Source organism: Pseudomonas putida, assembly GCF_003228315.1.
GTDB lineage: Bacteria > Pseudomonadota > Gammaproteobacteria > Pseudomonadales > Pseudomonadaceae > Aquipseudomonas > Aquipseudomonas putida_S.
The window spans coordinates 3,951,186-3,976,384 of record NZ_CP029693.1 but is presented as its reverse complement, the minus strand read 5'-3'; the positions used below and the strand labels follow the sequence as shown (position 1 = coordinate 3,976,384).

Genomic DNA, 25,199 nt, shown 5'->3' with positions numbered 1-25,199 from the left:
TATCCAAGGTTGGCTCACCTTGAGCGAACTGCAGTCTTTTTTTGGGAGTTTCGTAAATGGCAGTTGCCTCCGGCGCCTATAAGAAAGCCCTCGAGGGCGACCAGCAACCTAAGCAGGTGCTGGTCAAAATCGACCGGGTCACGAAGAAGTTCGACGAGACGATTGCCGTGGACGATGTGTCCCTGGAAATCAAGAAAGGCGAGATTTTCGCCCTGCTCGGCGGTTCGGGATCGGGCAAATCCACACTGCTGCGCATGCTCGCCGGCTTCGAGCGTCCGACCGAAGGGCGGATTTTCCTCGATGGCGTAGACATCACTGACATGCCGCCCTACGAGCGGCCGATCAACATGATGTTCCAGTCCTATGCGCTGTTCCCGCACATGACCGTGGCGCAGAACATCGCCTTCGGCCTCAAGCAGGACAAGCTGCCTGCCGCCGAGATCGATGCCCGCGTGGCGGACATGCTCAAGCTGGTGCAAATGACCCAGTACGCCAAGCGCAAGCCGCACCAGTTGTCCGGTGGTCAGCGTCAGCGTGTGGCCCTGGCCCGTTCGCTGGCCAAGCGTCCGAAACTGCTGCTGCTCGACGAACCGATGGGTGCACTGGACAAGAAACTGCGTTCGCAGATGCAGCTGGAACTGGTAGAGATCATCGAGCGCGTTGGCGTGACCTGCGTCATGGTGACCCACGACCAGGAAGAGGCCATGACCATGGCCGAGCGCATCGCGATCATGCACCTGGGCTGGATCGCCCAGATCGGCAGCCCGATCGATATCTACGAAACCCCGACCAGCCGCCTGGTCTGCGAATTCATCGGCAACGTCAACATCTTCGACGGTGAAGTGATCGATGATGCCGAAGGCCACGCGACCATCACCTGCAAGGACCTTGATCGCCAGATCTACGTCGGCCACGGCATCAGCACCTCGGTGCAGGACAAGTCCGTGACCTACGCGATCCGTCCGGAAAAACTGCTGGTGACCCCGACCCAGCCGACCTGCGAATACAACTGGTCCAGCGGCAAGGTCCACGACATCGCCTACCTGGGCGGGCACTCGGTGTTCTACGTCGAACTGCCGAGCGGCAAGATCGTCCAGTCCTTCGTCGCCAACGCCGAACGCCGTGGCGCACGTCCGACCTGGGGTGACCAGGTCTACGTGTACTGGGAAGACGACAGCGGCGTGGTACTTCGCTCATGAACATGCGCAAATTCAAACGCCGCCTCAATCGAATAATTCCCGGTGGCCGCCAACTGGTCATCGGGGTTCCTTTCGTCTGGCTGTTCCTGTTCTTCATGTTGCCGTTCTTCATCGTCCTGAAGATCAGCTTCGCCGAAGCGGACGTGGCCATTCCGCCGTACACCGAAATCTACAGCTACGCCGAGCAGAAGCTGCAACTGCTGCTCAACCTCGGCAACTACGCCATGCTCAGCGCCGACGAGTTGTACATCTCGGCTTACCTGGGCTCGTTGAAGATGGCGTTCTTCAGCACCATCCTGTGCCTGTTGATCGGCTACCCGATGGCCTATGCCATCGCCAGTGCCCGCAAAGAGCTGCAGACGGTACTGGTGCTGCTGATCATGATGCCGACCTGGACCGCGATCCTGATCCGCGTGTATGCGTGGATGGGTATCCTCAGCAACAACGGTCTGCTCAACGGTTTCCTGATGAGCATGGGCTGGATCAGCGAACCGCTGCAGATCCTCAACACCAACCTGGCGGTGTACATCGGCGTCGTGTATTCGTACCTGCCGTTCATGATCCTGCCGCTGTACGCCAACCTCGTGAAGCACGATGCAAGCTTGCTTGAGGCTGCGTCGGACCTGGGTTCGAGCACCTTCAACAGCTTCTGGAAGATCACCATTCCACTGTCCAAGAACGGCATCATCGCCGGCTGCATGCTGGTGTTCATCCCGGTGGTGGGCGAGTTCGTGATCCCTGAACTGCTTGGCGGTCCGGAAACCCTGATGATCGGTAAAGTGCTCTGGCAAGAGTTCTTCAACAACCGTGATTGGCCGGTGGCGTCCGCCCTGGCGGTGGTGATGCTGGCGATCCTGATCGTGCCGATCATCCTGTTCAACCGCAGTCAGGCCAAGGAAATGGAGGGTAAAGAATGAAACGCTTCCGTTTCTCCAGCCTGATGCTGGTACTGGGTTTGCTGTTCATCTATCTGCCGATGCTGATCCTGGTGATCTACTCGTTCAACGCCTCGAAACTGGTGACGGTGTGGGGCGGCTGGTCGATCAAGTGGTACGTGGGCCTGATGGACAACACGCAACTGATGGGCTCGGTGGTGCGCTCGCTGGAAATCGCCTGCTACACGGCGGTGGCAGCCGTGGCACTGGGTACCCTGGCGGCATTCGTCCTGACCCGCATCACCCGCTTCAAGGGCCGCACGCTGTTCGGTGGCCTGGTCACCGCGCCGCTGGTAATGCCGGAAGTGATCACCGGTCTGTCGCTGTTGCTGCTGTTCGTGGCGATGGCGCAGATGATCGGTTGGCCACAGGAGCGCGGCATCGTGACGATCTGGATCGCTCACACCACGTTCTGTGCGGCGTATGTGGCGGTGGTGGTGTCGGCGCGCTTGCGTGAGCTGGACCTGTCCATCGAAGAAGCGGCCATGGACCTGGGTGCCAAGCCGTTCAAGGTGTTCTTCCTGATCACCATCCCGATGATCGCGCCATCGCTGGCGGCGGGCGGCATGATGTCGTTCGCCCTGTCCCTGGATGACCTGGTGTTGGCGAGCTTCGTGTCCGGTCCGGGTTCCACGACCTTGCCGATGGAAGTGTTCTCGGCGGTGCGCCTGGGCGTGAAGCCCGAGATCAACGCCGTGGCCAGCCTGATTCTGTTGGCGGTATCGCTGATGACCTTCCTGGTCTGGTTCTTCGGTCGTCGCGCCGAAGAAGCGCGCAAGCGTGCGATCCAGCAAGCCATCGAAGAAGGTGCAGCCGACTCCTGGAAGCAACCGGAAGTGCGCCGCGCGCAGGCGCCGGAAGCGGCTTGAGCCTGATGGGTTGATCACATCTTCGTGATCAACCCAAATCCAAACTGTAGGAGCGAGCCTGCTCGCGATGGCGGAGTGTCAGTCGACTGAAGTGTTGCCTGATTCACTGCTATCGCGAGCAGGCTCGCTCCTACATTGGATTCAGGAAACCCACGGTGAATTGCGAATGACCTCGACAAAATTCATCGGCTTGAACCCCGGCTCCTGATCCACCAGCACATCCGTCTTCACATTGCCGAACGTGGTCTGCGGACGATGGCGCAAGCCGTTGGCAAAGGCGCAGATGATGCACTCCTTGAACCCTTCACCCCGTGGATGCGCATGCACCACCGCTTCACGCTGCACTGTGGAAAACGCCGCGTAGTCCATGCCCAGCACGTCCATTTCAACACCGGCCGTCACCAATGCCACGGTCGGGCGCAGATGCTGTGGCACGCCCGGTGTGGTGTGCAGGGCGATCGACAGCCACACCTGTTCGATATCGTCATCACTGAAACCGTAAGGCTTGAGGAACGCTGCCGCCGCGTTGGCACCATCGACTTCAAAGCGCTCGGTGTCGCTGCGATAGCCCTCCACCAGGCCGAGGTCATGGAACATCGCACCGACGTACAACAGCTCCGGGTTGTAGGCCAGCTGCTTGCGTTCGCCGCTCAACGCGCCGAACAGAAACACTCGGCGGGAGTGGTGGTAAAGCAGATCGGACTCGACGTCGCGGATGTATTCGGTGACGGCATTGGCCAGTGCACTGTCGGGGATTTTGATGCCGGCAATGGTGCTGCTCATGGGGGCTTCCTCGTGCTAGACGCCGGTGCGGCGCTGAGGGTTTCAGTGTGTTCGTGCACCCCAAACCGAACAATCGATCCATGGCTGCGATCCCGGCCAATGAGCATCCATATCGTGCCAACCTCGCTTGTTGCCCCCGGATTGGCTAAGTTTGCACGCAGTTTCCTTGTCCACTGTAGGAGCGAGCCTGCTCGCGATGAACGTAAGAACACCGCGTACATCCAGACAGCCCTCGTCATCGTTGACGACCATCGCGAGCAGGCTCGCTCCTACAGGGGACGGTGCATTCAGATCCATAGAAGGCGATTCGCGTCATGAGTAAAACCGTTGCCATCGTCGTATTCACCGGCGTCCAGTCGCTGGATGTCACCGGTCCCATGGATGTGTTTTCCGAGGCCAATCGTTTTCTGTCACCGGAGCATCACTATCGGTTGGAGGTGATTGGTGTCGAGCACGGAGTGATGGCCTGTTCCAACGGTCTGGCGCTGAACGCCCACCGGCATTTCAGCGAAGCGATGCAGGCCTACGACTTGCTGTTGGTCGCCGGCGGCCCGCAATTGCCGTTCTTGGAATTCGGCGCGACGTTCGACACCTGGCTGCGTGATGCCTGCGCGCGGGCGGCGCGTTTTGGCTCGATCTGCAACGGCGCCTTCATGCTCGCCCGCGCGGGCTTGCTGGATGGGCGCACGGTGACGACCCACTGGGATGACGCTGCGGCACTGGCAACGCTGTGCCCGAAGGCCAAGGTGGAAGCGGATCGGCTGTATGTGCAGGATGGCGAGCTCTACACCTCGGCCGGTGTCACGGCGGGGATCGACCTGGCGTTGTACCTGCTGGGCCGCGATCACGGCCCTGAGGTGGCGCTGAGCGTGGCCAAGCGGCTGGTGGTGTTCACCCAGCGTGCGGGCGGTCAGTCACAGTTCAGCCCGTTCCTCACGCCCCACGCCGAACCGACTTCAGCAGTGGCCATGGTCCAGCATTATGTGTTGGCCAACCTGACCGGCGACCTGACCATTGCCGACCTGGCCAATGCCGCCAACATGAGTGCGCGCAACTTTTCCCGGGTGTTCGCCAAGGAGGCGAAAGTCACCCCGGCCGAATTCGTCGAGCGGGCACGGGTGGATGCGGCGCGGGTGTTGCTGGAGAGCACCACTGCGCCGCTCAAGACGGTGGCCTATCAGTGCGGGTTCCGCGATGCCCAGCACATGCGCAGTGTGTTCAATCGGAGGCTGGGGGTGACGCCGCAGCAGTTCAGGCAGCATTTTGCGGCGATGGTTTGAGCCGAAATTTGCGGTGTTTATCCGGGCCTCATCGCGAGCAGGCTCGCTCCTACAGTGGTCCGGTGCAGGAAGACCCATTGTAGGAGCGAGCCTGCTCGCGATAGCGTCCACCCAGCCTGCGGAGATTCATTGTCCCGACCGCGCCGGCAACAGCTTCAAGGTACTGCGAGTATTCGCCGTCACCTCTTCATCATTCAGATGCGCCTGGAAATAAACCCCTTCGATATACGCCTCGGCCTGGTCGTCATAGTGCCGGTCGAACAGCACGCCACTCTGGCCCACCGGGTTGACGGTCAGGCTGTGGGTCGGGTCGGCGAAGTCGATCAAGCGTCGTGTCGAAGGACCGTAGGTCACCGGCCAGGGCGCCGGGCCGATCTTCGCCGAGAGGTTGTTCGGCACTTCATGGGTGCCGGGCGCGGCGAACGGGCCGACATTGAACAGCCGGTCCAGCGGCTTTTGCTGGCCCAGTGGATGGCTGTGGGTCAGGGTGTGCGCCTTGCCCCATTGCCATTGCGCGGAATCCGCGCCGAGTGTGTTCTTGAGGTGGGCGATGCTGGCCTGCCAAGCCGCCTTGACCGTATCGGCACGGGTTTCCTTGCCGAGGGTATTGCGGTTGTCCCACCAGGGTGAGTCTGGGTCGGCTGCCAGCCTCGGCAGCGCGGCATCGATCACACGGGTCGAGAGCAGGGTGTCGAAGAAACCATCGCCCAGTTCATCGTGCATCGCCGCGTCGGCCAGATTGAACAGGAACTGGTTGAACAGTGTGGCGTTGGTCGAATCGAGTGGGTAATCGCCTTTCCACTGGGCCAGTTGTTCGACGAGTTTCAATTCGGCGGGATCCGTCACCACGCTGCGCAGCACCGGTATCAGCGGTGCCAGCAAGCGCGGGCCGTAGCCTGTCGTCGTACCCAGTTGCAGGGCCTGGCTGGATTCCAGACTCCATTTGACGTTCTTGTCACCCAACTGCTGGTTGAGTTGCTGGCCACGGTCGGCGAGGTTGTAATAGCCGGGGATCTCCATGCCCGTCGGTGACAGTGGCTGGAAGTTCGCCGAGACGATGTAGCCGCGCGCCGGGTTTTCTTCCTGGGGGTTGGCACTGAACGGGTAGAAGCCATCCTTGTCGGCGTCAGTGGTGCTGCCGTCGAGGATGAACCACGGGCGTACACCCGCCGGGCGTTTTGGCAGTTGAGCGGCGGCCCACCAGCCGATGTCGCCCTTGGCGTTGGCCCAGACGATGTTCAGGCCGGGCGCCTGGATTTTCGCCGAGGCGCTACGGGCCTTGGCCAGGGTGTCGGCACGGTTGAGCTGGTAGAAGCCGTCGATGATCGGGTTCTGGCTTTCGAGAAAGGCCCACCACATGGCGATGGGCGTCTTGCCGACACTGTTGCCCAGCGCATCGTTGACGATCGGGCCGTGGGGCGACTGGCGCAGTACCAGTGTCACCGGGGGCTGGCCCTTGACCGCGATCTGCTGTTCGCTGGTCACCATGTCCACCCACTTGCCGCGATACCAGACCTGGTTGGGGTTGTCCGGGTTGACCTTCTCGGCAATCAGATCGAGGTCATCGTTCTGGAACATGGTGATGCTCCAGCCGAAATCCCGGTTCATACCCAGCGAGGCGAACGGCATCAGCGCCTGATAGTGACCATAGAGTTCGAAACCGGGCATCGACAGGTGTGCTTCGTACCACACCGACGGTGCGGAAAAACGGATATGCGGGTCACCCGCCAGCAGCGGCTTGCCACTTTTGGTGCGACTGCCGGAAACGGCCCAGGCGTTGCTGCCCTCGAACTGTGGCAGGCCGTTATCGGCCAAGGCCTGCTCGCTCAGGCGGGCGAGGGCGTTGAGGTCTTTCCAGTCGACACTGGCCAGCGCTGGTGCGGCGTTGCTCTCGTGGTCGGTCAGCATGCCCTTTGGTTGCCAGTCGAGGTCGAACACGCTCAGGTAATTGGGGCCGAGTTGATCTCGCACGAAGGTCAGCAGCGGTTCGGTGCGAAATGCCGCGGCAAAGCTGTAGGCCATGTAGCCGGCGATGCTGATGGTGTCCTGTGCGGTGAAAGGGCGTTTGGGAATACCCAGTACATCGAACTCCACGGGTCTGGCGTGGCTGTCCTGATACTGGTTGATGCCATCCAGATAGGCCTGCATGGCAATGAAGGTGGGCGATTGCTTGTCCAGATTCGCCAGGTAGGTTTCGGCGCGTTCGCGAATGCGCAGGCTGCGCATCAGCTTGTCGGTGTCGAGCTGTTTCGGGCCAAGCACTTCGGCCAGCTCGCCACGGGCCAGACGCCGCAGGACTTCCATCTGGAACAGTCGGTCCTGGGCATGCACGTAACCCAGGGCGCGGTACAGGTCGGGTTCGTTTTCAGCGCGGATGTGCGGGACGCCGCGCTCGTCGTAGCGCACGGTGACCGAGCCTTGCAGGTGCTGCAGTTCCACCATGCCCTGACGTGTCGGTTGCTTGCTGTAGAGGTAGCCACCGGCCCCTGCGGCGAGTGCGGCGATCAGCAATCCGAGAACGGTCAGGCTACGTTTCATGGTGACTCCTTGTTGTTATGGGTGGCAGCAGTTCCATAGCCACTGTCTAAGACGGTGCCACTGTTTAACACGGCTCACCGAATGCATGCATCGCCCGTAGGAGGGATTCGCGGCGCGGGGATTGACCTTATCGGGCGCGGTCGACCGGCCAGGGGCAGTAACACCCCACCGCGAGTGTGTGCGTGGCACTCACCGGGCGACCTTCGTTCAGCGCCTTGAGGATCGGCTCGATGAAGCTGTTGCTGGAGTTGCAGGTCAGGCCTTCGCTGTAGGGACCGAAGTACGCCAGTTTGCCGCTGCGGTCCCAGATCGCCACGGCGGGGCTGGCGGGGACCTGCTCGGAGCCGGGCAGGCTGCTGAGGGTTTTCAGGCTACTCAGGGTGGAGGGCAACTGGCCGTGGCTGCCGGCTTTTTGCACCGAATAGAATTCGACGCCCTGGGGGCCGTACTGCTCGACCAGTTCGCTCAGGTGTTGCTGGTTGCCGACATTGCACGGGCAAGCCGGGTCCCAGAAGTGAACGAGGCGAATGGCACCAGGGCCGGCGAGGCTGTCGGGAAGACGTAGCGGATCGCCGGAGAACAGCGCCGTGTGCTCGCTGAACGCGCGCAGATAGCGTCCCTGGAACCAGTCATAGGCCGCCCACAGGACCGCGGCGCACAGCAGGGCAAGCAGGCTGACAAACAAGGTGGCGCGCAGGGGCGATCGCATGGGTTCAATCCTCGAAGGTCGGCTAGCTTGCCATGCTTGCCTCGACAGATGAATATCGCAGGTCAATCAAGCCCGTTTTGCGCTCTGGAATCGTCCATGCCTGCCACCTTCGACCCTGATCAACTGCGTGCCAGCCTGCGGCCCCTGAGCGAGGGACAGCCGCTGTCTGCGCAGGCACTGGCCTATCAGCGGTTTTACGGGCTGGACTTTTCCGCGCGTAACGTCAGCAGTCGGCTGGGCCGCTTTCAGGTCGACGGTTATGAACTGGTCAGCCAGGTCTGGTGGCCCGAGCGGCCGAAGGCGACGCTGTTTCTCATCCACGGTTTCTACGATCACACCGGCCTCTACCGGCATGTGATCGAGTGGGCGCTGGAGCAGGATTTTGCGGTGATCGCCTGCGATTTGCCGGGGCATGGGCTGTCCAGCGGTGAGCGGGCGAGCATCAAGGATTTCGCCGAATACCAGGACACCTTGCAAGGGCTGTTTGCCGAAGCGCGATCCCTGGACCTGCCGCAACCGTGGCATCTATGCGGACAGAGCACTGGCGGTGCGATCGTGATCGATCATGTGTTGCATGCGGGGGCGGACAGTCCGGCACAGGGCCAGGTGATCCTGTTGGCGCCGCTGGTGCGACCGCGGTCATGGGGCTGGTCGCAGCTCAGTTATTACTTGCTCAGGCCATTCGTCAAAGCCATCGCCCGGCGCTTCAGTGAAAACTCCAACGACCCGGCTTTCCTGCCCTTCCTGCAGGCCGATCCCTTGCAACCGCTGCGTTTGCCGACGGCGTGGGTGGGAGCGCTGGCACGCTGGATCAAGCGTGTGGAAGCTGCACCGGCCAGCCCCCGGCGACCTTTGGTGGTGCAGGGGCAGGCGGACATGACGGTGGATTGGCAGCACAACCTTGAGGTGTTGAAGGCCAAGTTCGATCGGCCCCAGGTGTTGATGCTGCCGGACGCGCGGCATCATCTGGCGAATGAAGCGGCGGTGTTGCGGGGGGAGTTTTTCGGGTTTTTGAGCAAGCGGATCAAGGGTCGCAATCTCTAGCGGTAGTCAGGGCCCCATCGCGGGCAAGCCTTGCTCCCACAGGTCATGCGCCGCAAGTTCTGTGGGAGCAAGGCTTGCCCGCGATGGCGTCCGTTCAGGCGCTGAAGTTCACTGGGGATTGGCCTGCCCCACCGCCAACCCCGCCTTGATTGCCGCCAATGCCGCCTGGTAATACGCCTTGCCCTCGGCCGATTCGGCAAAGGTGGCGAACTCTTCCAGCTCTTCATCCGACAAATCGCGATAGACGTACAACAGTGTGTTGTTCAGGTCGCTGCCGATCTGATCCATCAGGCGCTGGCGCTGCCCGTTCAACATGCCCTGCGCCTGGCCTGCACCCAGCAGGCCGGGAATCATCGAACTCAGGCTGTCGGCGGCCACACCGGCAATCGCCAGGCTGACTTCGGCACCAGCCTCGCGCGCCGGCAGCGCCTGGGCCAGGTGGCCGATGATCAGCAGGCGGCTGTCGCTGGCGGTCATCTTCGGCAGGCCCTTGGCGTTCTTCGCCAGTTGATCTCGACGGGTTGCCAGCAGCTCGGCCGCGACGATTTTCTTGCCCAGCGGGGCTTGGAAGAACGCCAGGGCAGGCTTGGGGTCGGCGAGGTTCTTGCGCAATTGCGCTTCGGCGCGCTGATCGACGGCCTTGGGATCGAAACGCTGATTGCTGTTGTTGACCAGGGCCTGGAACACAGCTGGCGGCAGGCTGCTCTGGTAGCGTTGCTGGGCGGCGGAGAGGGCGTCATTGAAATGCGCGCGTTGTTCCGGCCAGCCCGCGACCTTGTACAACTGGTCGTGGCCGTCTGCCCAGGCGGGCAAAACGCAGAACATCAGCAGAGAGAAAAGCAAACGGCGCATAGGGACTCCTGTCAGCAGGCGACTATTCTCCGTGTGGCATACGGACTTGTCGAGAATTCGTATCAACCCGCCGCGTGGCTCTGTCGGATTTTCAGGCGCAGGAATACTATGCGCGCCATGCAAATATCTTCTGATCACCCATTGCTGTTACGAATCGTCGATGACCTGGCCGCCCATGGCTGGTCGCGGCAAAATATTTTCCTGCCTCTGGATCTGACCCGCGCGCTGGCGGCCGAGTGCCGTAAACGCGACGCCGAGGGCGAACTGGCGCCAGCGGCAGTCGGGCGCGGGCCATCCACTGAGATCCGCGAGGGCATTCGCGGCGATCACATCCAGTGGATCGAGCCGGGCCAGGCCGAGGCCTGCGACAGCTACCTGAAGCTGATGGACAGCCTGCGCGAAGCGATGAACCGCCATCTGTTCCTGGGCCTGGAAGATTTCGAGTGCCACTTCGCGATGTACCCGCCCGGCGCTTTCTATCTCAAACATGTCGACCGCTTTCGCGATGACGACCGGCGCGCGGTGTCGGCGGTGGTCTACCTCAATGACGGCTGGCTGCCGGAGCACGGTGGCCAGTTGCGCATGTATCTTGGCGAGGACACGCAACACGATGTGGTGCCGACTGGCGGCTGCCTGGTGGTGTTCCTGTCGGGTGAAGTGCCCCACGAAGTCCTGCCGGCGACCCGCGAACGCCTGTCCTTGACCGGCTGGTTCCGGCGTCGCGGCAACGAGCCGTTCTGATCATGCAGAAAATTCTGGTCAGCCGTTGCCTACTCGGCCACCGCGTCCGTTACGACGGCGGTGCCAGCGGGCCGTTCGATCAGTTGCAACTGTGGCTCGACGAAGGCCGGGTCGTGCCCTTGTGCCCGGAAGTCGCCGGCGGCTTGCCGACGCCTCGGGCGGCTGCGGAGATTCCGGGTGGGCAGGGCGTTGACGTGCTGGAAGGGCGGGCAGCGGTGATCACCAGCGATGGCATCGACGTCAGCGAGCAGTTTCTGTCCGGGGCTCGGCAAGCGCTGGAGTTGGTGCAAGCGCATGGCATCCGCATTGCCGTGCTAAAGGCCAACAGCCCGTCCTGCGGTAATCGGCAGACCTATGACGGGACCTTCAGCGGGGTGAAGGTCAGTGGCGAAGGGGTGACGGCGGCGTTGCTCAGGCGTCATGGGGTGCTGGTGTTCAGTGAGCTGGAGCTGGCTGAGGCGGCGCAGGCGTTGGCAACACAGGACTGAAAATCACCAAAAAACCACTGTAGGAGCGAGCCTGCTCGCGATGGTGTGTCAGTCAATGATGTTGCAACTGACACTCCGCTATCGCGAGCAGGCTCGCTCCTACAGTTTGTTCCTCAAAGCTCTCAGGGCTTGGGTTCTTCACCCGACTCCGCCCCAAACCACTTCTCCTCCAGCGCCTGCAACCGGCCATCGGCCTTGATCCGCTGCAGCGCGTTTTCCAGGCTGGCGTGGAACGCCGGGTTGCCCTTCTGAAACGGTATCGCCAGGTTCACCGTCGGCGAGGCCTTGGGTTTTTCTTCTGTCAGCGACTGCACCAGAAGGATGGACTGCGGTTGCTCGTCTTTCTGCGCGATCAATTGCGCGCTGGTGCGAATGTAAGGCTCGCTGAAGTCGAAACGATCCGTGAGCGCCGCGGTCTTTGTAATGTGATTGAGGGCGATGTCGTACTTGCCGCTTTCAACCCCGGCCAGCAGATCGTTGGTGTCGGTAACGACAAAGTCGGCGCGAACTTCCAGTTCGTTGGCCAAAAGCTGACCCAATTCGACTTCGAAGCCTTCCAGCTTGTCGTCTTTCTTGAAATTGAAGGGGGGTGTATTAGCCTCAAGAGCGATGCGCAATTCGCCGCGGTCGTTTACATCGTCAATCAGTTCGGCGTGAGCCAAAGGGCTCAAAAGGGGTAGCAGGCAGATCAGGCCAGGCAGAAAGCGCATGGTCACTCCTTTGATATTTTTTATGGCGACCCTTTGATTCAGGCTCGCTTTGCTATGGTTGTCGAGTGCCTTCGACAACGAATGGTCATGAAGTTGTGATGGCCATGCGAATTTTACGGAAAAACTGGAGAAGAGAATGAAAACCTTTATGTCACGTGCTGCCTTGGCTGGCCTGCTGATGGGTGTTTCAGTGCTGGCCAGTGCGGCTACGCCGGCTCCTGTTGGCGCTTCGGTGAGCATCGTCGAGCCGGCCAGCGGTGCCGTTGTCGATGGCAAGTTCAAGGTCAAGTTTGAAGTCAAGGGCATTGCGCTGGCTCCGGCGGGTGATGCTACCGCGAACACCGGCCATCACCATCTGCTGGTAGATGCCAAGAGCATCGTTCCGGCAGGTGCTGCCATCCCTGTGGATGACAACCACAAGCACTTCGGCAAGGCCCAGACCGAAACCGAGCTGGAACTCAAGCCAGGCAAGCACACCTTGCAACTGGAGCTGGGTGACAAGAACCACATGGCGTTCGACCCGCCGATCGTCTCGGAAAAAATCACCATCACAGTGAAATGACTTTACGGCCGGCATGAAAAAGGGAGCTCATGAGAGCTCCCTTTTTTACAGCGCAACGCGTTCGATCAGAACAACACGCGGCTACGGATAGTGCCGTTGACGTGCTGCAGCTTCTCTTGCGCCAGTTCCGAGTATTCGGCGTCCACGTCGATAACCACGTAGCCGACTTTCTCGTTGGTCTGCAGGAACTGACCGGAAATGTTGATGCCGTTTTCGGCGAAGACCTTGTTGATCTCGCTCATCACACCCGGGATGTTCTCGTGGATGTGCAGCAGGCGGTGCTTGCCAGGGTGAGCCGGCAGGGCCACTTCCGGGAAGTTCACGGACGATACCGAGGTACCGTTGTCGCTGTACTTGACCAGCTTTTCTGCCACTTCCAGACCGATGTTGGCCTGCGCCTCGGCGGTGGAGCCACCGATGTGCGGGGTCAGGATCACGTTGTCCAGGCCACGCAGCGGGCTTTCGAATTCTTCGTCGTTGGAGCGAGGCTCCACCGGGAATACGTCGATGGCCGCGCCGATCAGGTGCTTGTCCTTGATCGCGGCGGCCAGGTGGTCCAGCTCGACCACGGTGCCGCGCGCGGCGTTGATCAGGATGCCGCCCTTCTTGATGGCGCGGATTTCCTTCTCGCCGATCATCCACTGGGTGGCTGCGGTTTCAGGAACGTGCAGGGTCACGATGTCGGACATGCCCAGCAGTTCGTGCAGGTTGGCGACCTGAGTGGCGTTGCCCAGCGGCAGCTTGGTCACGGTGTCGTAGAAGTAAACCTGCATGCCCAGGCCTTCGGCCAGCACGGACAGTTGAGTACCGATCGAACCGTAGCCGACGATGCCCAGCTTCTTGCCGCGGATTTCGAAGGAGTTGGCCGCGCTCTTGATCCAGCCGCCACGGTGGCAGGAAGCGTTCTTCTCAGGGATGCCGCGCAGCAACAGGATCGCTTCGGCCAGTACCAGCTCGGCCACGGAGCGGGTGTTGGAGTACGGGGCGTTGAACACGGCGATACCGCGCTCGCGGGCCGCGTCCAGATCGACCTGGTTGGTGCCGATGCAGAAACACCCTACAGCCACGAGCTTCTTGGCGTGATCGAAGATCTCTTCGGTCAGCTGAGTGCGGGAGCGAATGCCGATGAAGTGAGCATCAGCGATCTTTTCCTTGAGCTGGGCTTCCGGCAGAGAACCTGTGAGGTACTCGATGCTGGTGTAGCCCGCCGCCTTGAGGACGTCGACAGCCGATTGGTGGACGCCTTCGAGAAGAAGGAACTTGATCTTGCTCTTATCGAGAGAAGTCTTGCTCATCTGCGTAAACCTGTATCCCGGAGAAAAATGGCAGGAAATGGTCAACAGACGCTGACCCGAGCGGCAGGAAAAGCCGTCGCCGCAGAACAGCCGTTGGGCACTATCCTGCGGGGTCGGTATGCTAGCATATGCGCCCCGCTAAACACTCATTCCTGCGACGTGAAGCGTTCTCAGGATGACCATGAATTGTTCGAGAGTTCTGTCGATGACCAGTCCTGCCGTGATTGAAGAGCTGAAGACCCTGGTTGAGTCGGGCAAGGTGTTGACCGACGCCGACTCCCTGAACGCTTACGGCAAGGACTGGACCAAGCATTACGCCCCGGCCCCCACGGCCATTGTGTTTCCCAAGACCATCGAACAGGTCCAGGCCATTGTCCTGTGGGCCAACCAACACAAGGTCGCGCTGGTGCCTTCCGGTGGTCGTACCGGGCTTTCCGCCGCCGCGGTGGCCGCCCATGGCGAGGTCGTCGTCTCTTTCGATTACATGAACCAGATCCTCGACGTGAACCTGACTGACCGCACTGCCGTCTGTCAGCCGGGCGTGGTCACCGAGCATCTGCAGAACGTCGCCGAAGAAAACGGCCTGTATTACCCGGTGGACTTCGCTTCGGCCGGTTCCAGCCAGATTGGCGGCAATATCGGCACCAATGCCGGCGGAATCAAGGTCATTCGCTACGGCATGACCCGCAACTGGGTGGTGGGCATGAAAGTGGTCACCGGCAAGGGTGACCTGATCGAGTTGAACCGCGACCTGATCAAGAACGCCACCGGCTACGATTTTCGCCACCTGTTCATCGGCGCCGAAGGCACGCTCGGTTTTGTCGTCGAAGCCACCATGCGTCTGGATCGTGCCCCGAAAAACCTCACCGCAATGGTCCTCGGCACCGCCGATTTCGACTCCATCATGCCGGTCCTGCACGCGTTCCACGGCAAGCTCGACCTGACTGCGTTCGAATTCTTCTCCGACAAGGCCCTGGCCAAAGTCATGGGCCGTGGCGACGTACCGGCGCCGTTCGAGACCGATTGCCCGTTCTACGCCCTGCTCGAATTCGAAGCGACCACCGAAGAAGTGGCCAATCTGGCCCTGGAAACCTTCGAGCACTGCGTGGAGCAGGGTTGGGTGCTGGATGGCGTGATGAGCCAGAGCGAAACCCAGCTGCAGAACCTGTGGAAGCTGCGCGAGTACATCTCCGAAACCATCGCCCACTGGACACCGTACAAAAACGACATTTCAGTCACCGTGTCGAAAGTCCCGGCGTTCCTCAAGGAAATCGACGCGATCGTCGGTGAGCACTACCCGGATTTCGAAGTGGTCTGGTACGGCCACATCGGCGACGGCAACCTGCACCTGAACATCCTCAAGCCGGATAACCTGAGCAAGGACGAGTTCTTCGCCAAGTGCGCCACCGTCAACAAGTGGGTGTTCGAAACCGTCGAGAAGTACAACGGTTCGATCTCCGCCGAGCACGGCGTGGGCATGACCAAGCGCGATTACCTGACCTACAGCCGCTCGCCGGTCGAGATCGAGTACATGAAAGCGGTCAAGGCGGTGTTCGACCCGAACGGCATCATGAACCCGGGCAAGATTTTCGCTGTTTGACATTCGAATTAAAAAGCTACGAACCAGGAGTCGGTCCATGAGCTATCAGCACCAGTATGTCGACGGTACGCGTATTCATTTCCCGCTGGGGAAAGTGGTGTGCATCGGCCGTAACTACGCCGAACACGCCAAGGAACTGGACAATCCGGTGCCTACCGAGCCGTTGCTGTTCATCAAGCCGGGCAGTTGTGTCGTGCCGCTGGAAGGGGGCTTCAGCATTCCGACCGATCGCGGTTCGGTGCATTACGAAGCGGAAATCGCCGTGTTGATCGGCAAGCCATTGTCGACCAAGCCGAGCCGTGAAGAAGTGCTCGACGCCATTTCCGGTTTCGCGCCGGCCCTGGACCTGACCCTGCGCGACAAGCAGGCCGAGCTGAAAGCCAAGGGCTTGCCTTGGGAAATCGCCAAGTCCTTCGACGGCGCGGCGGTGATTGCTCCGTTCGTGTCGCCGAGCACCTTCGCCGACCTGACCGACATTGGCATTCGCCTGACCATCAACGGTGAAGTCCGCCAGGACGGCAACAGCAGCGTCATGCTCAACCCGATCGTGCCGATGATCCAGCACATGGCCGGGTGCTTCTCGCTGCAGGCCGGTGACGTGATCCTGACCGGCACGCCGGTGGGCGTGGGTCCGCTGAATGTTGGCGATGAGATCGTTCTGGAGTTGCCGGGCGCGAGCAGCTTCACCAGCAGCGTTCGCTGATACGGGGACGCTGCCTTCGCTGTAGGAGCAATGCTTGCTCGCGATGAACGATGACTCGGTGTGTCAGATGCACCGCCATCGCGAGCAAGCTTTGCTCCTACAGGTTGGTCTTCTGCTGTTTCCCGATTTTTTCACAGGGTGTCTGGATAATTCCCAGACGTCCCCAAGCCTGATTTTCTGGAATCCATTCTCTGATGGCCACTCAACCGCTCTCCACGCTCAAACCCGCTCGCCGCTCACGCTTTGCCCTGCGTTGGTACATCTGGCTGTTGCTGGTAGTGGTAGTTGCCTATGGCGTGGCCTTCGCCATGCATTGGGACGACCGTGGCGTGCTGTGGGTGAAGGAGCGTTTCGAAAGTGCCGCCGAGAAACAGCAGAGCATCTGGCTGCCGGACTATCACGCGGTGATCGACGCCAAGCCGCTGCCGGGCATGGAGAAGGACGAGGCCTCGGATCTGGCCTACGACCCCCAGAGCAAAACCCTGTTTTCGGTGATGGGCAAGAATCCGTTCCTGGTCGAGTTGACCTTGCAGGGCGACGTGCTGCGCAAGATGCCGCTGGTGGGGTGGAGCAACCCCGAAGGGGTCACCGTGCTGGGCAATGGGCTGCTGGCGATTGTCGATGAGCGCGATCACCTGATCACCATCGTCAAGGTCGATGCCGATACCCGCGAACTGAATATCGCCAATTTCCCCAAATATGACCTGGGCCCTTCGAAAGACCAGAACAAGGCATTCGAAGCCATCACGTGGGATTCGAGCAATCAGCAACTGCTGCTGGGCGAAGAGCGCCCACCGGCACTGTTTACCTGGAAAAGTGACGGCAAGGCCCTGAGCGGCGACAAGATCAAGCTGGCCAGTCACGCCCTGGACGTTCGCAACCTGTCGGCCCTCGCCATCGATCCACGCACCGGGCACATGCTGGTGCTGTCAGCCGATTCGCACCTGTTGCTGGAGCTGGACAAGAAAGGTGAGCAGGTCAGCTTCATGACCCTGCTGCATGGCTTCAACGGCCTGGGCAAAACCATCCCCCGCGCCGAGGGTGTGACCATGGATGAGGCAGGCACGATTTACATCGTGAGCGAGCCGAACCTGTTCTATCGCTTCGAAAAACAGAAGTAACCCGCTGTAGCCGCCGCGTTTATTTCGGTTTGTGACCATTAAGCTTTAATTCAGACAGGCGTGATATTTCATCCGCCTGTTTTGATCCCGAGCTTGTGTCCATGCGCCGATTTGCCCGTCCCAAACCGCTCGTTCTCATGGTGTTGATGATTGCGTTGATCCTGTTGATCGCGATCGGTCAGTACCTGCGCCTGTTCGAGCGCGCCTGGTTCAACCTGCATTCGCTTTGGCAGCCTGTGAATGAGCAATCCATCGGCCTGGACCAGTATCAGGTAGTGGTGGAAGGGCAGGTCATCGAGGGGTTGGACGATGATGTGTCAGCCTTGACCTTCGATCCCGTACGAAAAAGCCTGTTCACCGTCACCAACCAGAACTCGGAACTCATCGAACTCTCTCTCGACGGCAAGATCCTGCGCCGCATTGCGCTGGTCGGGTTTGGCGATCCGGAAGCCGTTGAGTTCATCAGTGCCGACACCTACGTGATCACTGATGAATATCAGCATCGCCTGATCAAGGTCCATGTAGAGCATGACACTACCTTCATCGATGCGGCGGATGCCGAGCAGATGACGCTGGGCGTGCATTTGAATGGCAACAAGGGTTTCGAAGGTTTGGCTTACGACTCGGTGGGCAAGCGTCTGTTCGTGGCCAAGGAGCGCGACCCGATGCTGATCTACGAAGTGCACGGGTTTCCACACTTCAATCCGGAAAAATCCTATGCGGTGCACGTCATCAATAACCCCAAGCGAGATGCCGGGATGTTCGTGCGTGATCTGTCGAGCCTGCAATACGACGAGCGCAGCGGTCACTTGCTGGCGCTGTCCGACGAGTCGCGGCTGATTCTGGAACTGGATGTGGATGGGCGGCCGCTGAGTACCATGGCCTTGCGCAAGGGGAGCCAGGGGTTGCAAAAGACCGTGCCGCAAGCGGAAGGGATCGCCATGGATGACGACGGTGCGATGTACCTGGTGAGCGAACCGAATCTGTTTTATGTCTTCAAGAAACCAACACAGCCCTGACCGGCATCACTAAAACACTGTAGGAGCGAGCCTGCTGGCGATGAGGCCATAACATTCAACATCTCTGTTGGCTGTTACACCGCTATCGCGAGCAGGCTCGCTCCTACAGGTTTATGCGAATGTCTGGCTTATTCGGCGCGCAGGGTCTTCACGCCTTCACTGGTCCCCAGCAACAGCAAATCCGCCGGCCGCGCCGCGAACAGGCCGTTGGTGACCACGCCGACGATCGCATTGATCTGCGTTTCCAGCTCCACCGGGTTGGTGATCTGCATGTTGAACACATCAAGGATGATGTTGCCGTTGTCGGTCACCACGCCTTCGCGGTAGACCGGGTCGCCGCCCAGCGTGACCAGCTGGCGGGCCACGTGGCTGCGGGCCATCGGGATCACTTCCACCGGCAGCGGGAACGCGCCGAGCACCGGTACCAGCTTGCTGGCGTCGGCGATGCAGATGAAGGTCTTGGCCACGGCCGCGACGATCTTCTCGCGGGTCAGGGCTGCGCCGCCGCCCTTGATCAGATTCAGGTGCTCGTCGCTTTCATCGGCGCCGTCGACGTAGAACTCCAGGTCGCTGACGGTGTTCAGTTCGTACACCGGAATGCCGTGGCCTTTCAGGCGGGCGGCAGTGGCTTCGGAACTGGCGACTGCGCCATCGAACGCGCCCTTGTGCTTGGCCAGGGCATCGATGAAGCAGTTGGCGGTGGAGCCGGTGCCGACCCCGACGATGCTCTTGTCGTCGAGTTTCGGAAGGATGAAATCGACGGCGGCCTGGGCCACTGCCTGTTTGAGTTGATCCTGGGTCATGCGGGCTCCGGAAGCGGGCAAGGTGAACGGAAAGGCCGGCATTATAGCGCCATGCCGGGCTAAAACCTCTGTATTCGTGTGGTCGTGCGCCCAAAAGCCGGGTTAGACTCCTTGGTCCTGCCCAACCCGCTCAGTGATGCTTTCCGATGCTAGAACAGTACGTCAAAAAGATCCTCACCTCGCGCGTTTATGACGTTGCCGTAGAAACCCCGTTGCAGACTGCCCGCCAGCTCTCCGAGCGGCTGGGCAACGAGATTTGGCTCAAGCGTGAAGACTTGCAGCCGGTGTTCTCGTTCAAGATTCGCGGCGCCTACAACAAACTCACGCAACTGAGCGATGAAGAGCGCGCCCGTGGCGTGGTCACCGCATCGGCGGGCAACCATGCCCAGGGCTTGGCGCTGGCCGCGAAAGTATTGGGCGTGAAGGCGACCATCGTCATGCCCAAGACCACCCCCGAGATCAAGGTCGAAGGCGTGCGTTCGCGCGGTGGCAAGGTGGTGCTGCATGGCGATTCGTTCCCCGAAGCCCTGGCCTACTCGCTGAAACTGGTCGACGAAAAAGGCTACGTCTACATCCACCCCTACGACGATCCCCACACCATTGCCGGGCAGGGCACGGTGGCGATGGAGATTCTGCGCCAGCACCCGGGCCGTCTGGATGCGATTTTCGTCCCGGTGGGCGGTGGCGGCCTGATCGCCGGCATCGCGGCGTACGTCAAATACCTGCGCCCGGAGATCAAGATCATCGGCGTCGAGCCGGACGACTCCAACTGCCTGCAAGCCGCCATGGCCGCGGGCGAGCGCGTGGTACTGCCGACCGTGGGCATCTTCGCCGACGGCGTGGCAGTAGCGCAGATCGGCCAGCACACTTTCGATATCTGCAAGGATCACGTCGATGAAGTGATCACCGTCAGTACCGACGAGATCTGCGCAGCCATCAAGGATATCTACGACGATACCCGCTCGATCACCGAACCTGCCGGCGCCCTGGGCGTCGCCGGGATCAAGAAGTACGTCGAGCAGCGCGGTATCAGCGGGCACACCTTCGTCGCCATCGATTCTGGCGCCAACGTCAATTTCGACCGCCTGCGCCATGTGGCCGAGCGCGCGGAGCTGGGCGAGGGCCGCGAAGCTATCATCGCCGTGACCATTCCCGAGAAGCCGGGCAGCTTCAAGGCCTTCTGCGAAGCCATCGGCAAGCGCCAGATCACCGAATTCAACTACCGCTACAACACCGGCAGCGAAGCGCACATTTTCGTCGGCGTGCAGACGCACCCGGACACCGACCCGCGCAGCGCGCTGATCGCCAGCCTCGGCGAGCAGGGTTTCCCGGTGGTCGACCTGACCGACAACGAACTGGCCAAGTTGCACATTCGCCACATGGTCGGCGGCCGTGCGGCGCACGTGGTGGATGAAGTGATCCTGCGCTTCGAATTCCCGGAGCGTCCGGGGGCGTTGTTCAACTTCCTCAACAAGCTCGGCGGGCGCTGGAACATCTCGATGTTCCACTACCGTAACCATGGCGCGGCGGATGGTCGTGTGGTCGCAGGGCTGCAAGTGCCTCATGACGAGCGTCATCTGGTGCCGGCGGCGCTGGAAGAAATCGGTTACCCGTACTGGGATGAAAGCGACAACCCGGCCTATCAGCTGTTTCTTGGCTGACCGGCTACGCTGAGGGCAATGCATAAGGAGATCGAACCATGGAAACCTTAACTGCCCTCAAGACCGCGCACATGGCGGCGACAGTGGTCGTGTTGCTTTGCGCGTTGGGCCTGGGGATCTGGGTCTGGCGCACCAGGCGCAATGGCGACGCGACGGCGGCAAGCCGTACCCTGCAAAGTCCGCGTGTGTTCATCTGGTTGTTGATGGGGCTGGCACTGCTGAGCATGCCATTCACCGGGTGGTGGATGGTGCATCTGGTGGGCTGGCCGCTGGGGCAGACCTGGTTGTTGGCTTCCAGCGTGCTTTACACCGTCGCGGCGCTGGCGTGGTTCTGGCTGCTGGTGCGCTTGAACAAGGTGCGCAAGACGCCGGGTGGGGTGGGCAAGTTTACCTTTGCCCTGGCGTTGTTCAGTTTTGTCTGCTTTATCGCCATTGCCGGGCTGATGGGTGCCAAGCCCGTTTAACCGTTTAAACGCAATTCGCTGTAGGAGCGAGCATGCTCGCGAAAAACCTGAGAGCGCCAAGGGGAACCAGGCGCCCCGCGTTATCGTTAACGACCATCGCGAGCATGCTCGCTCCTACAGTTCGGTGATCAGTCGCGCAGACTGATCACCGGCCAGCCACGCTTCTCGGCCTCGGCCCGCAACTTGGGATCCGGATCAACCGCCACCGGATTCACCACCTGCTCCAGCAGCGGCAAGTCATTCATCGAGTCGCTGTAGAAGTAACTGTCCTCCAGGTTGTACCCGGTCTCCTCCAGCCAACGATTGAGCCTTGTCACCTTGCCCTCGCGGAAGCACGGCACATCGGTGCTGCGCCCGGTGTAACGGCCATCCTGCATCTCGCATTCGGTGGCGATCAGGGTTTCGACGCCCAGGCGCTCGGCGATGGGGGCGGTGACGAAACGGTTGGTGGCGGTGATGATCACCAGCTTGTCGCCAGCGTCGCGGTGCTTGGCCAGCAGTTCGAAAGCCTTGGGCAGCAGCAATTGATCAATGCAATCGCGCATGAATTCATTGTGCCACTGGTCCAGGATGGCCATTTCGGTACGGCCAAGGACTTCCAGGCAGAAGTTCAGGTAGGCGGCGTTGTCCAGCTTGCCCGCCAGGTAGTCCTGATAGAACTCGTCGTTGCGCGCCTTGTAGGCCACAGGGTCGAGGAAGCCGCGTTCACACAGGTAATCGCCCCAAGCGTGATCGCTGTCGCCGCCAAGCAGTGTGTTGTCCAAGTCGAATAAAGCCAGCCGCATTGCAGTTACTCGCTGAAAAGTCTGTCGAAAGGCGTCCAGAATACGGACTTTTCACAAGAGTGCACATAAGGTAAGACGGCGCGTTGCTGCCCTCACGACCTTTGTGGAACAATGCGGCGACATGCGTTTGCGAGGTTGTTGCCGTGATCGACCCCGATGGTTTTCGTCCTAATGTCGGGATCATTCTTACGAATGATGCCGGCCAGGTGCTATGGGCTCGCCGAATCAATCAAGATGCCTGGCAGTTTCCTCAGGGCGGGATCAACCCCCAGGAGACGCCGGAAGACGCCTTGTACCGCGAGTTGAACGAAGAAGTGGGCCTGGAGCGCGAAGATGTTGAAATACTCGCCTGCACCCGGGGCTGGTTGCGCTATCGTTTGCCGCAACGTCTGGTCCGGACCCACAGCCAACCGCTGTGCATCGGCCAGAAACAGAAGTGGTTTCTCCTGCGCCTGATCTCCAACGAGCAGCGGGTGCGGATGGATTTGACCGGTAAACCGGAATTCGATGGCTGGCGCTGGGTCAGCTATTGGTATCCGCTGGGCCAGGTGGTGACATTCAAGCGCGAGGTGTATCGACGCGCTCTCAAAGAGCTTGCCCCGCGCCTTTTAGCGCGCGACTGACGACGGAGTTCGACCCCGAGCCATGCTCAATACGCTGCGCAAGATCGTCCAGGAAGTTAACTCCGCCAAGGATCTCAAGGCGGCGTTGGGGATTATTGTGTTGCGCGTCAAAGAGGCCATGGGCAGCCAGGTCTGCTCGGTCTACCTGCTTGACCCCGAGACCAACCGTTTCGTGCTGATGGCCACCGAGGGCTTGAACAAGCGCTCGATCGGCAAGGTCAGCATGGCCCCCAATGAAGGTCTGGTCGGCCTGGTCGGCACGCGTGAAGAACCCCTGAACCTCGAAAACGCCGCGGATCACCCGCGCTACCGCTACTTCGCCGAGACCGGTGAAGAGCGCTACGCCTCGTTCCTCGGGGCGCCGATCATTCACCATCGCCGCGTCGTCGGCGTGTTGGTCATCCAGCAGAAAGAACGCCGCCAGTTCGATGAAGGTGAAGAAGCCTTCCTCGTGACCATGAGCGCGCAGCTCGCCGGCGTTATCGCCCACGCCGAGGCCACCGGTTCCATCCGTGGTCTGGGCCGTCAGGGCAAGGGTATTCAGGAAGCCAAGTTCGTCGGCGTACCGGGCTCGCCGGGTGCGGCCGTGGGTACGGCCGTGGTCATGCTGCCGCCGGCCGATCTGGACGTGGTGCCTGACAAGACCATCACCGACATCGACGCAGAGCTCGGGCTGTTCAAGACCGCCATCGAAGGCGTGCGCGCCGACATGCGTGCCTTGTCCGCCAAGCTCGCCACCCAGTTGCGCCCGGAAGAGCGCGCCCTGTTCGACGTCTACCTGATGATGCTCGACGATGCGGCACTGGGTAGCGAAGTCACCACCGTGATCAAGACCGGGCAATGGGCCCAGGGTGCCTTGCGTCAGGTGGTGACCGATCACGTCAACCGTTTCGAACTGATGGACGATGAATACCTGCGTGAGCGGGCGTCGGACGTCAAGGACCTGGGCCGCCGGCTGCTCGCCTACCTGCAGGAAGAGCGTCAGCAGAACCTGGTCTACCCGGAAAAAACCATTCTGGTCAGCGAAGAGCTGACGCCGGCCATGCTCGGCGAGGTGCCGGAAGGCACGCTGGTCGGCTTGGTGTCGGTACTCGGTTCGGGTAACTCCCACGTGGCGATCCTGGCGCGAGCCATGGGCATTCCGACGGTCATGGGCCTGGTCGACCTGCCCTACGCCAAGGTCGACGGCATCGAACTGATCGTCGACGGCAACCGTGGCGAGGTGTACACCAACCCCGGCGAAGTACTGCGCAAGCAATTCGCCGAAGTGGTGGAAGAAGAGAAGCAACTGGCCCTGGGCCTGGATTCCCTGCGCGACCTGCCCTGCGTGACCACCGATGGCCACCGCATGCCATTGTGGGTCAACACCGGCCTGCTGGCGGATGTGGCGCGTGCCCAGAAGCGCGGCGCCGAAGGTGTCGGCCTGTACCGTACCGAAGTGCCGTTCATGATCAACCAGCGCTTCCCGAGCGAAAAGGAACAGCTGGCGATCTACCGCGAGCAACTCGCCGCGTTCCACCCGCAACCGGTCACCATGCGTACGCTGGATATCGGTGGCGACAAGGCGCTGTCGTACTTCCCGATCAAGGAAGACAACCCGTTCCTCGGCTGGCGCGGCATTCGCGTCACCCTCGACCACCCGGAAATCTTCCTGGTGCAGACCCGCGCCATGCTCAAGGCCAGCGAAGGCCTGAACAACCTGCGCATCCTGTTGCCGATGATCTCCGGCACCCATGAACTGGAAGAAGCCCTGCACTTGATCCACCGTGCCTGGGGCGAGGTGCGTGACGAAGGCTGTGACGTGCCGATGCCGCCCGTGGGTGTGATGATCGAGATTCCGGCGGCGGTCTACCAGACCAAGGAACTGGCGCGGCAGGTGGACTTCCTGTCGGTCGGCTCCAACGACCTGACCCAGTACCTGCTGGCCGTGGACCGCAACAACCCGCGGGTGGCCGACCTCTACGACTACCTGCACCCGGCGGTGCTGCAAGCCCTGCAAACCGTCGTGCGCGACGCCCATGCCGAAGGCAAGCCGGTGAGCATCTGCGGCGAGATGGCAGGTGATCCGGCAGCGGCGGTGCTGTTGATGGCGATGGGTTTCGACAGCCTGTCGATGAACGCCACCAACTTGCCGAAAGTGAAGTGGATGCTGCGTCAGATCAATCTGGGCATGGCCAGGGAGTTGCTGGCCGAACTGATGACCATCGACAACCCGCAGGTGATCCACAGCTCGCTGCAACTGGCGCTGAAGAACCTTGGGTTGGCGCGGATGGTCAATCCGGCTGCGGTCAAAGCCCTCTAAAACGCTGACGACCCCATCGCGAGCAGGCTCGCTCCCACAGTGGATTTGTGAACACCACAAAACCCTGTAGGAGCGAGCCTGCTCGCGATGGGGCCAGCCCAAACAGCTCAAAT

General features: G+C 61.0%; 24 protein-coding genes. 16 read left to right on the top strand and 8 right to left on the bottom strand.

Features of this window, described 5'->3' with window-relative positions:
- The first annotated feature begins 56 nt into the window (after positions 1-56).
- From DKY63_RS18585 to DKY63_RS18575, 3 genes are read left to right on the top strand one after another with little or no spacing between them, the layout of a single operon-like run.
- Entirely contained in the window at positions 57-1,199 is a 1,143-nt protein-coding gene (locus tag DKY63_RS18585) for an ABC transporter ATP-binding protein (protein WP_110965414.1), read from the top strand.
- 35 nt (positions 1,200-1,234) lie between these two features.
- Complete coding sequence (locus DKY63_RS18580) at positions 1,235-2,116, top strand: ABC transporter permease subunit (protein WP_204354360.1); 882 nt, start codon at positions 1,235-1,237, stop codon at positions 2,114-2,116.
- Positions 2,113-3,003, top strand: coding sequence for an ABC transporter permease subunit (locus DKY63_RS18575; protein WP_110965412.1), 891 nt, complete (start codon positions 2,113-2,115; stop codon positions 3,001-3,003). Before DKY63_RS18580 ends, DKY63_RS18575 begins: the two co-directional genes overlap by 4 nt.
- A gap of 141 nt (positions 3,004-3,144) precedes the next feature.
- Here DKY63_RS18575 and DKY63_RS18565 read toward each other — a convergent pair whose 3' ends face one another.
- Positions 3,145-3,786: an HD domain-containing protein gene (locus tag DKY63_RS18565; protein WP_110965411.1), complete on the bottom strand. Its 642-nt coding sequence runs from the start codon at positions 3,784-3,786 to the stop codon at positions 3,145-3,147.
- Between the two features lie 314 nt (positions 3,787-4,100).
- On the opposite strand from DKY63_RS18565, the gene DKY63_RS18555 reads away from it, so the two are divergent.
- Complete coding sequence (locus DKY63_RS18555) at positions 4,101-5,066, top strand: GlxA family transcriptional regulator (RefSeq protein WP_110965409.1); 966 nt, start codon at positions 4,101-4,103, stop codon at positions 5,064-5,066.
- Between the two features lie 126 nt (positions 5,067-5,192).
- Here the strand turns inward: DKY63_RS18555 and DKY63_RS18545 are convergent, their stop codons facing one another.
- On the bottom strand, positions 5,193-7,604 hold the full coding sequence (locus DKY63_RS18545) for a penicillin acylase family protein (RefSeq protein WP_110965407.1): 2,412 nt from the start codon (positions 7,602-7,604) through the stop codon (positions 5,193-5,195).
- Between the two features lie 127 nt (positions 7,605-7,731).
- On the bottom strand, positions 7,732-8,313 hold the full coding sequence (locus DKY63_RS18540; RefSeq protein ID WP_110965406.1) for a DUF6436 domain-containing protein: 582 nt from the start codon (positions 8,311-8,313) through the stop codon (positions 7,732-7,734).
- 96 nt (positions 8,314-8,409) lie between these two features.
- On the opposite strand from DKY63_RS18540, the gene DKY63_RS18535 reads away from it, so the two are divergent.
- Entirely contained in the window at positions 8,410-9,357 is a 948-nt protein-coding gene (locus tag DKY63_RS18535; RefSeq protein WP_110965405.1) for an alpha/beta hydrolase, read from the top strand.
- Between the two features lie 108 nt (positions 9,358-9,465).
- On the opposite strand, the gene DKY63_RS18530 is transcribed toward DKY63_RS18535, so the two are convergent.
- Complete coding sequence (locus DKY63_RS18530; RefSeq protein WP_110965404.1) at positions 9,466-10,209, bottom strand: DUF2059 domain-containing protein; 744 nt, start codon at positions 10,207-10,209, stop codon at positions 9,466-9,468.
- Between the two features lie 108 nt (positions 10,210-10,317).
- Between DKY63_RS18530 and DKY63_RS18525 the strand changes: the two genes are divergently transcribed.
- Together DKY63_RS18525 and DKY63_RS18520 are read left to right on the top strand one after the other, a co-directional pair.
- Positions 10,318-10,950, top strand: coding sequence for a 2OG-Fe(II) oxygenase (locus DKY63_RS18525; RefSeq protein WP_110965403.1), 633 nt, complete (start codon positions 10,318-10,320; stop codon positions 10,948-10,950).
- A gap of 2 nt (positions 10,951-10,952) precedes the next feature.
- Positions 10,953-11,438, top strand: coding sequence for a DUF523 domain-containing protein (locus DKY63_RS18520; RefSeq protein WP_110965402.1), 486 nt, complete (start codon positions 10,953-10,955; stop codon positions 11,436-11,438).
- A gap of 122 nt (positions 11,439-11,560) precedes the next feature.
- Here the strand turns inward: DKY63_RS18520 and DKY63_RS18515 are convergent, their stop codons facing one another.
- Positions 11,561-12,148: a transporter substrate-binding domain-containing protein gene (locus DKY63_RS18515; protein ID WP_110965401.1), complete on the bottom strand. Its 588-nt coding sequence runs from the start codon at positions 12,146-12,148 to the stop codon at positions 11,561-11,563.
- A gap of 136 nt (positions 12,149-12,284) precedes the next feature.
- Between DKY63_RS18515 and DKY63_RS18510 the strand changes: the two genes are divergently transcribed.
- Complete coding sequence (locus DKY63_RS18510; protein WP_110965400.1) at positions 12,285-12,710, top strand: DUF4399 domain-containing protein; 426 nt, start codon at positions 12,285-12,287, stop codon at positions 12,708-12,710.
- A gap of 65 nt (positions 12,711-12,775) precedes the next feature.
- Here the strand turns inward: DKY63_RS18510 and serA are convergent, their stop codons facing one another.
- The gene (gene serA, locus DKY63_RS18505) at positions 12,776-14,005 is read right to left on the bottom strand and encodes a phosphoglycerate dehydrogenase (RefSeq protein WP_110965399.1); all 1,230 of its coding nucleotides are present in this window, start codon (positions 14,003-14,005) and stop codon (positions 12,776-12,778) included.
- A gap of 205 nt (positions 14,006-14,210) precedes the next feature.
- On the opposite strand from serA, the gene DKY63_RS18495 reads away from it, so the two are divergent.
- The 4 genes from DKY63_RS18495 (at position 14,211) to DKY63_RS18480 (ending at position 18,448) form a co-directional block, all read left to right on the top strand.
- Positions 14,211-15,605 (top strand): FAD-binding oxidoreductase, encoded by a 1,395-nt coding sequence (locus DKY63_RS18495; RefSeq protein ID WP_110965397.1) that lies wholly within the window; start codon positions 14,211-14,213, stop codon positions 15,603-15,605.
- Between the two features lie 37 nt (positions 15,606-15,642).
- Positions 15,643-16,308, top strand: a complete 666-nt coding sequence (locus DKY63_RS18490; protein ID WP_110965396.1) for a fumarylacetoacetate hydrolase family protein — start codon at positions 15,643-15,645, stop codon at positions 16,306-16,308.
- A gap of 194 nt (positions 16,309-16,502) precedes the next feature.
- Entirely contained in the window at positions 16,503-17,429 is a 927-nt protein-coding gene (locus DKY63_RS18485; RefSeq protein WP_110965395.1) for an SdiA-regulated domain-containing protein, read from the top strand.
- 101 nt (positions 17,430-17,530) lie between these two features.
- Complete coding sequence (locus tag DKY63_RS18480) at positions 17,531-18,448, top strand: SdiA-regulated domain-containing protein (protein ID WP_110965394.1); 918 nt, start codon at positions 17,531-17,533, stop codon at positions 18,446-18,448.
- A gap of 128 nt (positions 18,449-18,576) precedes the next feature.
- On the opposite strand, the gene rpiA is transcribed toward DKY63_RS18480, so the two are convergent.
- Positions 18,577-19,251, bottom strand: coding sequence for a ribose-5-phosphate isomerase RpiA (gene rpiA, locus DKY63_RS18475; RefSeq protein ID WP_110965393.1), 675 nt, complete (start codon positions 19,249-19,251; stop codon positions 18,577-18,579).
- A gap of 146 nt (positions 19,252-19,397) precedes the next feature.
- Here rpiA and ilvA point away from each other — a divergent pair, with 146 nt between their 5' ends.
- Both ilvA and DKY63_RS18465 read left to right on the top strand, forming a co-directional pair.
- On the top strand, positions 19,398-20,912 hold the full coding sequence (gene ilvA / locus DKY63_RS18470; RefSeq protein ID WP_110965392.1) for a threonine ammonia-lyase, biosynthetic: 1,515 nt from the start codon (positions 19,398-19,400) through the stop codon (positions 20,910-20,912).
- A gap of 38 nt (positions 20,913-20,950) precedes the next feature.
- Complete coding sequence (locus DKY63_RS18465; protein WP_110965391.1) at positions 20,951-21,376, top strand: DUF2269 domain-containing protein; 426 nt, start codon at positions 20,951-20,953, stop codon at positions 21,374-21,376.
- A 128-nt stretch (positions 21,377-21,504) separates the two neighbouring features.
- On the opposite strand, the gene DKY63_RS18460 is transcribed toward DKY63_RS18465, so the two are convergent.
- A complete protein-coding gene (locus tag DKY63_RS18460) occupies positions 21,505-22,161 on the bottom strand; it encodes an HAD family hydrolase (RefSeq protein WP_110965390.1) in 657 nt (218 codons plus the stop codon).
- A 143-nt stretch (positions 22,162-22,304) separates the two neighbouring features.
- Here DKY63_RS18460 and DKY63_RS18455 point away from each other — a divergent pair, with 143 nt between their 5' ends.
- Together DKY63_RS18455 and ptsP are read left to right on the top strand one after the other, a co-directional pair.
- Positions 22,305-22,784 (top strand): RNA pyrophosphohydrolase, encoded by a 480-nt coding sequence (locus DKY63_RS18455; protein ID WP_007897732.1) that lies wholly within the window; start codon positions 22,305-22,307, stop codon positions 22,782-22,784.
- 22 nt (positions 22,785-22,806) lie between these two features.
- On the top strand, positions 22,807-25,086 hold the full coding sequence (ptsP, locus tag DKY63_RS18450) for a phosphoenolpyruvate--protein phosphotransferase (RefSeq protein ID WP_110965389.1): 2,280 nt from the start codon (positions 22,807-22,809) through the stop codon (positions 25,084-25,086).
- Positions 25,087-25,199 lie beyond the last annotated feature (113 nt).

Coding starts and splice junctions, on each gene's coding strand:
- DKY63_RS18460 (WP_110965390.1), bottom strand. CDS start 22,161: ATGCGGCTGGCTTTATTCGACTTGGACAACACACTGCTTGGCGGCGAC.
- DKY63_RS18530 (WP_110965404.1), bottom strand. CDS start 10,209: ATGCGCCGTTTGCTTTTCTCTCTGCTGATGTTCTGCGTTTTGCCCGCC.
- DKY63_RS18525 (WP_110965403.1), top strand. CDS start 10,318: ATGCGCGCCATGCAAATATCTTCTGATCACCCATTGCTGTTACGAATC.
- DKY63_RS18555 (WP_110965409.1), top strand. CDS start 4,101: ATGAGTAAAACCGTTGCCATCGTCGTATTCACCGGCGTCCAGTCGCTG.
- DKY63_RS18510 (WP_110965400.1), top strand. CDS start 12,285: ATGAAAACCTTTATGTCACGTGCTGCCTTGGCTGGCCTGCTGATGGGT.
- rpiA (WP_110965393.1), bottom strand. CDS start 19,251: ATGACCCAGGATCAACTCAAACAGGCAGTGGCCCAGGCCGCCGTCGAT.
- DKY63_RS18535 (WP_110965405.1), top strand. CDS start 8,410: ATGCCTGCCACCTTCGACCCTGATCAACTGCGTGCCAGCCTGCGGCCC.
- DKY63_RS18540 (WP_110965406.1), bottom strand. CDS start 8,313: ATGCGATCGCCCCTGCGCGCCACCTTGTTTGTCAGCCTGCTTGCCCTG.
- DKY63_RS18490 (WP_110965396.1), top strand. CDS start 15,643: ATGAGCTATCAGCACCAGTATGTCGACGGTACGCGTATTCATTTCCCG.
- DKY63_RS18485 (WP_110965395.1), top strand. CDS start 16,503: ATGGCCACTCAACCGCTCTCCACGCTCAAACCCGCTCGCCGCTCACGC.
- ilvA (WP_110965392.1), top strand. CDS start 19,398: ATGCTAGAACAGTACGTCAAAAAGATCCTCACCTCGCGCGTTTATGAC.
- serA (WP_110965399.1), bottom strand. CDS start 14,005: ATGAGCAAGACTTCTCTCGATAAGAGCAAGATCAAGTTCCTTCTTCTC.
- DKY63_RS18575 (WP_110965412.1), top strand. CDS start 2,113: ATGAAACGCTTCCGTTTCTCCAGCCTGATGCTGGTACTGGGTTTGCTG.
- DKY63_RS18515 (WP_110965401.1), bottom strand. CDS start 12,148: ATGCGCTTTCTGCCTGGCCTGATCTGCCTGCTACCCCTTTTGAGCCCT.
- DKY63_RS18465 (WP_110965391.1), top strand. CDS start 20,951: ATGGAAACCTTAACTGCCCTCAAGACCGCGCACATGGCGGCGACAGTG.
- ptsP (WP_110965389.1), top strand. CDS start 22,807: ATGCTCAATACGCTGCGCAAGATCGTCCAGGAAGTTAACTCCGCCAAG.
- DKY63_RS18545 (WP_110965407.1), bottom strand. CDS start 7,604: ATGAAACGTAGCCTGACCGTTCTCGGATTGCTGATCGCCGCACTCGCC.
- DKY63_RS18585 (WP_110965414.1), top strand. CDS start 57: ATGGCAGTTGCCTCCGGCGCCTATAAGAAAGCCCTCGAGGGCGACCAG.
- DKY63_RS18495 (WP_110965397.1), top strand. CDS start 14,211: ATGACCAGTCCTGCCGTGATTGAAGAGCTGAAGACCCTGGTTGAGTCG.
- DKY63_RS18480 (WP_110965394.1), top strand. CDS start 17,531: ATGCGCCGATTTGCCCGTCCCAAACCGCTCGTTCTCATGGTGTTGATG.
- DKY63_RS18520 (WP_110965402.1), top strand. CDS start 10,953: ATGCAGAAAATTCTGGTCAGCCGTTGCCTACTCGGCCACCGCGTCCGT.
- DKY63_RS18565 (WP_110965411.1), bottom strand. CDS start 3,786: ATGAGCAGCACCATTGCCGGCATCAAAATCCCCGACAGTGCACTGGCC.